This is a genomic window from Deinococcus sp. Leaf326 (genome assembly GCF_001424185.1).
Lineage (GTDB): Bacteria > Deinococcota > Deinococci > Deinococcales > Deinococcaceae > Deinococcus.
Window position 1 is genome coordinate 1 of sequence record NZ_LMOM01000059.1, and the last position, 7,638, is coordinate 7,638.

Genomic DNA, 7,638 nt, shown 5'->3' on the forward strand with positions numbered 1-7,638 from the left:
AGAATGCGGGCACGCTCCCAGAGAGGCTGTGACTTCGACACTCCCAGACTCTCGCGTCTGGGAGCGCTTTTTTCGTCTTATGCAGGTGCAACTCCTGAGCTTCCCCTGGCTTTACGCGCTGACGCTCTTATCTACAGAAGCCTGGGGCAGTCCCACGTAGCTCAGCTCACGCGATCGTCGGCCATAATAGGCGGCGTCGCCGAAGGTACTTCGCCCTTCGGGGGATGAAGGCTTGTCACCTAGCCGGGATCGACTGGAGCAGATTGGCTTTCCAGAGCCACCCTGCCGGTCGTAGCGGGACGACTGGCCAGGGGGTCGATGTCGGGGGTATCCTTGTCCACGCTATCCACCAGAATATCGAGCATGCCGTGATCGCGCGCGGCCTGCACGGCCCTGTGGGTGACGATCTCGCCAATATTCAGAAGGACACTGTCATCCGGCGCGAGGATGACGCGGGTCACCGGACGGCCCAGCGCTTCCCGGACCTGACGCTCCCGGATCTCCTGCTGCTGCTGTTCAAGGGCCTGCTCGGCCTGTTCACGTTTGTCGTCCAGCCAGTGCCGGGCGCGGTCGAGTAGGTTGCCAGCACTCTCGCTCACGTGCCCGACACTCTGGCCCACGGCACTCACGTTCCCCGTACCAAGCCCAGTTCCACCCTTCGCCGCGTCCACCAGAGCCTGTTGCACCCCAAGGCGCTCTGCACGTTCGAGGATGGCCGGCGTGACGATCTGTCCCGTCGCCGCGACCAGACTGCCACCCGGGGCACGCACATCGGTTTTCACGCGGCGGCCCAGAGCGGCTTCCGGGCTCTGAGAGTCGGGCGACTGGCGCAGACCGTTCATGGAGTCCTGAATCGCCCCCCCCGTCGCCGTGGCCGTCAGGGCGGCCAGACGGCCCGCCTGCTCGGCCCGTTCGGCCTGGACACGGGTGATCGTTGCCCCGGCAGACACGATGACTTCGCCCGTCTCAGTGGTGACTTCACTTCTGGCCGTCTTGCCGACGACGTACGCCTTCTGACGTTCGGCGGTCGCGCCGCGCACGTCTTCGTAGGTCTCTTGTACGCGGTCCCGGGCGCCGCCGTACGAGTCGGCGAGGGCACCGCCCGTCGCAGCGGTGGCGAGCGCGACGAGCTTGCCAGCAGCCTCGGCCTCCTCAGCATGCGCTCCCGTGATCGTCTCACCCCGGGCGACAATCACGTGCCCGTCGGCAGTGGTGATGTCGCCGCCCGCGGTCTTGCCAACCACATATTCCTTCTGACGTTCACGGGTCGCCTCCGCGATGTTTTCGTAGGCGCCCTGCACATTGTCGGCAGCGTTCTGATACGCCTCACTGATGCTCTGCCCAGCACTATTCAGAGCCCCTTTGAGGCCGCCCTCCTCCTGTTCCTCCATGGCCTGCGCGACCGTGACGGGCACGATGGCGGTACCCGTACCAATCTGTATACGCTCCGGGGCGGGCACAAAGGAACGGCCGTTGCTCAGGTCGGAGAATAGTCCCCCGGTCGCCTCATAGCCCTCCACACGGCCAGTCTCCTCGTCGAAAAAGACGTCGGCAATGCGGCCCAGGTTCTGTCCGTCGGTCGTCAGGAGGGTCAGACCCGCCAGACTGATCTTGTTGTCCAACGCTTCCTGAAGGCGGCGGTCCTCACGGGTGGTGCTGACCTCTTCAGGAGAGCCGATCATGACAGCGTCCTCACCGATGCTGTGAATACGGTTGAATGGCACGACCTTTGCGGTACTAAACCAGCCTCCCTCGTCCACGAGCAGCCCCAGGACCTCGTTGGCCTGACGGTCGAAGATGATGTCGTATACGCGCTCGACTTTCTCGCCGGTGCTGAGGGCGACGATGCTGCGGTTCAGAACGTCTTTACCTTTGATCATAGGAACTCCGGCGGGCACCAAAAGCCCGGATGAAAGAGATTGCATGGGAAGGGGTCAGTAAAACCGGGATATGGGGGATGCAGTACGGCAACCAAGTCTGGTTAATCGTCGAGTCCCGAGATCTGGGTCGCCCCGAGCCCGACGAGCTATCAAGCGCAGCTTCAGGCCAGACGGGGCGGGAGTGAAACAGACACTCCCCAGCCCTAGGGCAACGACTGGGCTTCGGCACTGGGCCGGGCAGTCACCTGCTGGCGGTCGTGTTCCTCCACCCCGACCGGGGCGAGGGCGCGCGCAAGGAGAGCCGCCAGCGCGCCGGCGACCAGCGGCGCCGCGAAGTAGACGAGATTGGCAAGAAGCGATCCCTTCAGCAGGTCTCCTGTTAGGAGAACGAGTGCGATGGCGGGGTTGAGAACGCCGCCGCTGCTCGGACCGGCGATGGCGATTCCCACCGTTAGGGCGAGACCGATGGCCAGCGCACTCGCTGTGGGAGCAGCCTTCGCCATCACGATCCGGACGACCACGAACACGAGCAGCGCCGTGCCGAGCGACTCGAACCACACGGCGTTGGCGTGAGACCCCGCAACCGGAAGCCGGCGGTCGACGAGTTGGCCAAATCCCAGGGCCAGGAATGCCCCAAGCACCTGAGCGACGAAGTACACGAGGCCTTCTCGCCAGGGAAAAAGGCGGGCGACCACGAGACCGAGGGTGACGGCCGGGTTGAGATGCGAACCCGAGACCTGCCCCAGAGCGATAACCATGACCAGAAGTACGGCGCCGACAAGAGCGAAGGTCAGACCTGAAGGCGAGAGGAGGGCGGCCACGACGAGAAAGAAGGTGCCTACGACCTCGGCAACGAAGCGCCGGGATAGATTGGGAGCACTGATCATGCTCTAACTCCTGGCCCGGACATCACAGGGGCCCGTGAGAGAGAGCACTGACTCAGCCATTGGGCCGGAACAGACGCAGAAGTTCGCCGATGGAGCGCACAAAGCCCAGATGAACGACGTTGAAGTATTCTAGGGCCAGCACGATACCGATCAAGACGAGAACGGCGACAACGATCCACAGCCAGGTGAGCTTGCTCTGCGGTTTGTTCAGACGGGTCATAGGACACTCCTCAGTAGGAAGAAAAAAGGCTCAGGAACGGCGCAGATCGCTACGGACATCGTCGGCGGCACGCTGCACGTTCTGCTTCAGGTCCTGCAGGCCATCCCTGGCCTGGTCCTTCAGGTCGCTGAGCTTGTCTCCGGTCTGGTCGGCAGCCTTCCCGGCGCTACGGTGCAGGTCGTTGCCGACACGCTGGGCGTCGCGTTTGAGATCGTGGGCCCCGTCTGTGGCCTGGTCCTTCAGGTCGCGCAACTTGTCGCCTGCCTGATCCGCCGCCTTCTCGCCCGCACGACGCAGTTCCTGGCCCGCGTCCCGTAGCGCTGCTCTGGGATCTTCCCCTTGCAGCACGTCCTGCGCCGCATCCTTCGCCGCGTCCCCAGCCCGCGCCAGGTTCCCTTCGATCCCGGGAATGAACCCCTTCACCACGCCCTGTACCTGCTCGCGGAAGCCCGGACTACTCCGGTACAGCGCGTAGGCTCCGCCGGCCAGCAGAATCAGGCCCCAGGGAAACCCGCCCCCGGAGCGTTCATGCCGGAGGCGCTCGACCTGCGCTTCGAGGCGGTGCAGGTCCTTCTGCTGCCGGGCGAGCGTGGCGGCGAGGGTGGCCTGGGTCTTGAGGGCGCCCTTGGCAGCACCGACCGTCAGTCGGTGCTGGAGGTGGTGCTGGGCCTGGTGAACGCTGTCCTGAAGGTCGTGCAACTGCTCGCTGAGCTGACTCATCTTGGGCTCTCCTTTATAATCTCTGGAAATCTGAAATTTCCGCAGTAAGGCGAAAAGGCCTCCGACAACGGAGGACTCTGGCGGGGGAGGGACGGGGTCTGTGGGGTGAAAGCTGCCGGCGACCGCCGACTGCTCGGTAACTGACCGCTGTTTCAGCTTGTGGCCTGATACCGGCTGCACCTTGAGAGGTGGATAAAGCCTCTTCATGCGCCCGACTCCTTCAATGTCGAATAAAGAACCTGTATTCATTTGCGGTTCACGCAGGAGGTGCGCCCCACTCAGCGGCGCAGACAAGGACAGCCAAACCTGGGAAAATCAGCGTTTGCCTCCGATCAAAGACAGTCGATGCCGACGCAAGTTGACCGAAAGGGTGAAACGAAACTGGCCTTCCAGTACGCCTGGGCTGTCCATCGGTGAAGACCCCTCCTCACCAAACAGGGCAGAAGACAGGAGCTATGAACATCAACTTAACGGTAGTCCAGACCGCGACAAGACACCGACTCCCTGCACCGTGCGGTCCTTCCTCCTGACCTGACAGGCCAACTTCAGGAACGCGGCCAAGCAAAAGAGCCTGGAGATTACGGCCGGGTAATGGGCCTCTTCCTAGACTGCTGCCGTACCCCGCAGCCAGAGCCACAGAGCCACGTTGCCAGGGGCCGCAATCCCACCGCCCTCAGGGCGAGTGATCCCCCGCCCTGAACCGGCCTGGAGAGCGATGTCCCACGATCCGACAGCCCAGACCCTGCTCGCCCTGGAGCTCTGCTGCCGTAGCCTCGCCCAGCGAATCCTGCTGATCCGGGAGCTCCAGAAACTTCAGTTCCTCGTTCCGGACCTGGGCACGCCGCCTGGCGATCCCCTCTCGTCCACCTGTCTTCAGGAGATCCAGCGTCACCTGAGCGAACTCCCTGATCTGGAACATCGCTTTTACGAGGCGTGTGAAGAACACACTCGGTGTCGTGCCGCAGCTTCAGCCACCCACGCTCCTAACGGCGTCAGACCGAATGTACCCCACACTTCTCTCCAAGAACTGATTTCTTCCAGCCAGGACCGGGCAGCCCCCGCCCTGGTGGACGCCGACGCCTGAGAGCAGCTCCGCAACCCTGGACCCCTGTCCCGGCATCAGCCACTCTTGCTTCTGAACGGAAGCCTCAGCTTAGTTGGGACTTTCGTTCGAACCCTCGGGGTTCCCGTCCCAACGCATGGCGTAGCGGAGATCGTCGCCGGCGCAGATTTCAAAACCATGACGGACATACAGGTGAAGGGCGGAATTGTCCTTGGCCACCTGAAGCCGTATGTCGCAGGACGCTGCTCGGGCACGGGTCTGAAGGGTCTGGAGGACCGCCCCACCGATCCCCCGCCCTCGCCAGTCCGGCAGGAGACTGAAGTCCACCAAGACCAGATCGGCCTCCAACCTCGCCGTCAGGAGTGGATACTGCGCACCATAGCCCCGGCGCTGCGCTTGAAACTGAAGTTCAAGCAGAGGCTCCCGCATTGCATCGGGAAAGCTCTGGAGGTCCTGACGAACCGAGCCATACAGGAGCCGGAGGAAAGACAGGTCTCCTTCCTCCGCGTCCCGCAGGGTCCAGGGCAGGCGCTCAACCATGCAGGAACGTGTTCTGCCATCCGCTGCGGGGGGCCTCCTGGGTCTGGGCGAGCGGCCGCTGCAGGCTGCCAGAAGGGATGAGATTGGCCGGGAGTTCCGACATTTCAGAAGCCCTGGTCGCTGGAGAGCTGTAGGTGCAACACATTACGGACGCGTGGGATAGATCCCCTGCAGTGCGATAATAAAGTTGATCACCTGAAAGGGGGGCAAGTTGTTGTGTGCCTGACCCTCACCCGTAGTCTCGACCGCAGCCGACGCCATGGGGCTGATCGAGAGGGCAGGTCCGTACACCGCACCCTCACTGCTCCGGGCCAGCACCTTTCCAGTAGGACTGCTGCTCTCGCCGATATCACTGGCTGCACGCACAAAGTGCATGTGAGACGCCATCTGCTGAGTATTGAGTGCCACCGAGGATTCACCACCAGCCCCCCCCAGGAAGTAAGCGGAGCGGCCTGGTCCCTGCCCTTGCTGGATAGGCGTGCGCCCACGTAGATCGGGTAGAGCAAACGTGGAGCGGCCATCTCCACCGTAGGTTACGCCCAGCAGTGAGAACAGAGCCGTGTTCTGCTGGACACTGAGCAGTTGTCCGTAGCAAAGCGCCCAGTTTTGAGGTGCATAGTTGCCTGAAAACATTCGAATCTCACCAAGAAAAGCGTCCATGTCTTCTCCTCTCTAGTTTTGTGTCACGACTGCTTCGTTGCTGAGGGCAAGTCAGGCGGGGCTCGGGTAGATGCCGTACAGCGAGATGATGAAATTGACGGGCAGGTAGGGCGACCGGTTCTCGTGGGGCTGAGTTCCACCCGTCATCCCTAAAGCTGAGGAGAGCAGGGAAACATTCGGATCGTCATCCAGATACAGTGAGGTCGCTGTGGTCTGCGCCAACGTTCCACCCGCAGACTTCGCCGTCGTCGCTGGAGCGGCTGTGGCCTTCAAAGCGTGGGTATGGGCCGGCAGCTGCTCTGGGTTCAGGGTCACATTTTCGCTCCCACCGGACTGCCCTAACGCCATGCTCGCACCAGACAGCACACCTTGGTTGACCGGCCACCGGCCCCGGAGGTCGGGGACGCCGAAAGTATTCAGACCGTCTCCTCCGTAGGTCGTGCCCAACAGGTTGTACAGCGTCGCGTTGTCACTGATCGACAAGAGACTGCCATCGCACAGTTGCCACCCTTCAGGCGCGAAGTTCCCACCGAACATCCGAATTTCACCGATATAGGGATCACTCATTTCAGGACCTCTGAGGGAAGATGCCCACCAGGGCGATCATGAAGTTGATGACGAGGTAGGGCGGCATGTTCTCGTGCCCCTGGCCACTCCCCGCGAACGAGACGCTCTCAGGAGAAAGCGAAACATCTGTCCCCGCACCGTACACATTCCCAGCTGTTGGAGCGGCCAGGAGGTTGTTCGCCGGTCCAAGGGCTGCTGCGGCTCCGGTACTGCCGGTCAGAACATGACTGTGCGAAGGCATTTCCGGGGTCGTCAAGGCGTGGACGGCTTCTTCACCCGTTTGCCCTAGCGCGTAAGGTGCTGTCCCCATTCCCAGCGGCACACGTGTCTGAAGATTGGGCAGAGCGAACGTTGTGACCCCGTTACCGCCGTAAGTCGTCCCCACGACGGATGAACTTCGTCACTCATGGTGTTCTCCTCGGGCAAAAAGCCGGAGAAAGGCTTTCCGTAGACGGGGGCTGACGCCACCAAATTCAGGGGCAGGAATTGACAAGGTAGGCCGCCCCAGTCTCACCGGCCGCGCCGGCCGTGCGGACCTGACAGATCCTGCGCAGGGTCGTTCCTGCTGGGCCCGCCGTGAGGGTGGTGCCCGGCAATACGTTGAGAACGGTGGCGCCTACAGCGGAGGCGCGGGTGCTGACCCCGGTGTTGCCGAGCGCCTGCTCCTCCAGAGACTGGGTGACGGCGGTCACGCTGTCCTCAATGACCAGAAAGCTCATGCGGAAGGCCCACGGATCGGCGGCCGNCTGACCCCGGTGTTGCCGAGCGCCTGCTCCTCCAGAGACTGGGTGACGGCGGTCACGCTGTCCTCAATGACCAGAAAGCTCATGCGGAAGGCCCACGGATCGGCGGCCGAGGTAGCCTGCAGGGGCAGCTTGACCGAGAGGGTGACCCGGCCGCTGTAGACCCCTGCGGCCGGACTGGCCGGGAGGGTCCGGCTGCCCGCCGGGGTATGCACGGTGAAGCCGTAGGGCAGAACGGTCGTCACCCCCAGGGCCTGGTAGGTGGTGGGCGCGCCGTTTCTGGAGAAATTGGCCGGCAGGACGTCGTTCTCCGAGAACACCTGCAGGTCTTCTCCCCCCGGGGAAAGCACCGGCTGGG

General features: G+C 63.0%; 9 protein-coding genes. 1 reads left to right on the forward strand and 8 read right to left on the reverse strand.

Translation table 11 applies throughout. The features are described 5' to 3' along the window. Window positions 1-239 precede the first annotated feature (239 nt). The 4 genes from ASF71_RS16620 to ASF71_RS16630 form a co-directional block, all read right to left on the reverse strand. The gene (locus ASF71_RS16620; RefSeq protein WP_056302322.1) at window positions 240-1,880 is read right to left on the reverse strand and encodes a PRC-barrel domain-containing protein; all 1,641 of its coding nucleotides are present in this window, start codon (window positions 1,878-1,880) and stop codon (window positions 240-242) included. A gap of 203 nt (window positions 1,881-2,083) precedes the next feature. Further along, window positions 2,084-2,767, reverse strand: a complete 684-nt coding sequence (locus tag ASF71_RS16625; RefSeq protein WP_056302323.1) for an MIP/aquaporin family protein — start codon at window positions 2,765-2,767, stop codon at window positions 2,084-2,086. A 52-nt stretch (window positions 2,768-2,819) separates the two neighbouring features. Further along, a complete protein-coding gene (locus ASF71_RS24805; protein WP_200939731.1) occupies window positions 2,820-2,987 on the reverse strand; it encodes a hypothetical protein in 168 nt (55 codons plus the stop codon). A gap of 30 nt (window positions 2,988-3,017) precedes the next feature. Continuing rightward, window positions 3,018-3,707, reverse strand: coding sequence for a hypothetical protein (locus ASF71_RS16630; protein WP_056302324.1), 690 nt, complete (start codon window positions 3,705-3,707; stop codon window positions 3,018-3,020). 715 nt (window positions 3,708-4,422) lie between these two features. Here ASF71_RS16630 and ASF71_RS24120 point away from each other — a divergent pair. Further along, entirely contained in the window at window positions 4,423-4,791 is a 369-nt protein-coding gene (locus tag ASF71_RS24120; RefSeq protein ID WP_156372926.1) for a hypothetical protein, read from the forward strand. 69 nt (window positions 4,792-4,860) lie between these two features. Here the strand turns inward: ASF71_RS24120 and ASF71_RS16640 are convergent, their stop codons facing one another. The 4 genes from ASF71_RS16640 to ASF71_RS25875 all read right to left on the reverse strand — a co-directional run bounded on the left by ASF71_RS16640 (window position 4,861) and on the right by ASF71_RS25875 (window position 6,922). Next, the gene (locus tag ASF71_RS16640; RefSeq protein ID WP_056302326.1) at window positions 4,861-5,310 is read right to left on the reverse strand and encodes a GNAT family N-acetyltransferase; all 450 of its coding nucleotides are present in this window, start codon (window positions 5,308-5,310) and stop codon (window positions 4,861-4,863) included. A gap of 144 nt (window positions 5,311-5,454) precedes the next feature. Further along, complete coding sequence (locus ASF71_RS16645; protein ID WP_056302327.1) at window positions 5,455-5,970, reverse strand: phage tail protein; 516 nt, start codon at window positions 5,968-5,970, stop codon at window positions 5,455-5,457. Window positions 5,971-6,021: 51 nt separating this feature from the next. Beyond that, window positions 6,022-6,537, reverse strand: coding sequence for a phage tail protein (locus ASF71_RS16650; RefSeq protein WP_056302328.1), 516 nt, complete (start codon window positions 6,535-6,537; stop codon window positions 6,022-6,024). A gap of 1 nt (window position 6,538) precedes the next feature. Beyond that, window positions 6,539-6,922, reverse strand: a complete 384-nt coding sequence (locus tag ASF71_RS25875; protein WP_082506131.1) for a tail fiber protein — start codon at window positions 6,920-6,922, stop codon at window positions 6,539-6,541. Between the last annotated feature and the right edge of the window lie 716 nt (window positions 6,923-7,638).

Bases quoted from the DNA above. Each gene is read 5' to 3' on its own strand.
- ASF71_RS16620 (WP_056302322.1), bottom strand. From the start codon at position 1,880: ATGATCAAAGGTAAAGACGTTCTGAACCGCAGCATCGTCGCCCTCAGC.
- ASF71_RS16625 (WP_056302323.1), bottom strand. From the start codon at position 2,767: ATGATCAGTGCTCCCAATCTATCCCGGCGCTTCGTTGCCGAGGTCGTA.
- ASF71_RS24805 (WP_200939731.1), bottom strand. From the start codon at position 2,987: ATGACCCGTCTGAACAAACCGCAGAGCAAGCTCACCTGGCTGTGGATC.
- ASF71_RS16630 (WP_056302324.1), bottom strand. From the start codon at position 3,707: ATGAGTCAGCTCAGCGAGCAGTTGCACGACCTTCAGGACAGCGTTCAC.
- ASF71_RS24120 (WP_156372926.1), top strand. From the start codon at position 4,423: ATGTCCCACGATCCGACAGCCCAGACCCTGCTCGCCCTGGAGCTCTGC.
- ASF71_RS16640 (WP_056302326.1), bottom strand. From the start codon at position 5,310: ATGGTTGAGCGCCTGCCCTGGACCCTGCGGGACGCGGAGGAAGGAGAC.
- ASF71_RS16645 (WP_056302327.1), bottom strand. From the start codon at position 5,970: ATGGACGCTTTTCTTGGTGAGATTCGAATGTTTTCAGGCAACTATGCA.
- ASF71_RS16650 (WP_056302328.1), bottom strand. From the start codon at position 6,537: ATGAGTGATCCCTATATCGGTGAAATTCGGATGTTCGGTGGGAACTTC.